The following is a 1,240-nucleotide window of genomic DNA, read 5'->3' on the forward strand; positions in this document are numbered from 1 at the left end:
GACCTGTCGATTTAATCTGTTATCAGGCTGAAAATGATGTCTCTTCCGCCAAAACATCTTCGGCGTTGTAAGGTTAAGCCTCACGGTTCATTAGTACTGGTTAGCTCAATGCATCGCTGCACTTACACACCCAGCCTATCAACGTCGTCGTCTTCAACGTTCCTTCAGGAGACTTAAAGTCTCAGGGAGAACTCATCTCGGGGCAAGTTTCGTGCTTAGATGCTTTCAGCACTTATCTCTTCCGCATGTAGCTACCGGGCAATGCCATTGGCATGACAACCCGAACACCAGTGATGCGTCCACTCCGGTCCTCTCGTACTAGGAGCAGCCCCCCTCAATTCTCCAGCGCCCACGGCAGATAGGGACCGAACTGTCTCACGACGTTCTAAACCCAGCTCGCGTACCACTTTAAATGGCGAACAGCCATACCCTTGGGACCTACTTCAGCCCCAGGATGTGATGAGCCGACATCGAGGTGCCAAACACCGCCGTCGATATGAACTCTTGGGCGGTATCAGCCTGTTATCCCCGGAGTACCTTTTATCCGTTGAGCGATGGCCCTTCCATTCAGAACCACCGGATCACTATGACCTGCTTTCGCACCTGCTCGCGCCGTCACGCTCGCAGTCAAGCTAGCTTATGCCATTGCACTAACCTCCTGATGTCCGACCAGGATTAGCTAACCTTCGTGCTCCTCCGTTACTCTTTGGGAGGAGACCGCCCCAGTCAAACTACCCACCAGACACTGTCCGCAACCCGGATCACGGGTCTACGTTAGAACATCAAACATTAAAGGGTGGTATTTCAAGGTTGGCTCCATGCAGACTGGCGTCCACACTTCAAAGCCTCCCACCTATCCTACACATCAAGGCTCAATGTTCAGTGTCAAGCTATAGTAAAGGTTCACGGGGTCTTTCCGTCTTGCCGCGGGTACACTGCATCTTCACAGCGAGTTCAATTTCACTGAGTCTCGGGTGGAGACAGCCTGGCCATCATTACGCCATTCGTGCAGGTCGGAACTTACCCGACAAGGAATTTCGCTACCTTAGGACCGTTATAGTTACGGCCGCCGTTTACCGGGGCTTCGATCAAGAGCTTCGCCTTGCGGCTAACCCCATCAATTAACCTTCCGGCACCGGGCAGGCGTCACACCGTATACGTCCACTTTCGTGTTTGCACAGTGCTGTGTTTTTAATAAACAGTTGCAGCCAGCTGGTATCTTCGACTGATTTCAGCTCCA

Annotated in this window: 1 rRNA gene; it reads right to left on the bottom strand. The window is 52.4% G+C overall.

Going from position 1 to position 1,240, the window contains the following annotated elements:
* Nucleotides 1-69: 69 nt before the first annotated feature.
* Nucleotides 70-1,240: ribosomal RNA gene (locus VSR74_RS23170) — 23S ribosomal RNA — on the bottom strand; the annotation flags it as partial.

The organism is Pseudocitrobacter cyperus (assembly GCF_039889165.1).
GTDB classification, from domain to species: domain Bacteria; phylum Pseudomonadota; class Gammaproteobacteria; order Enterobacterales; family Enterobacteriaceae; genus Pseudocitrobacter; species Pseudocitrobacter cyperus.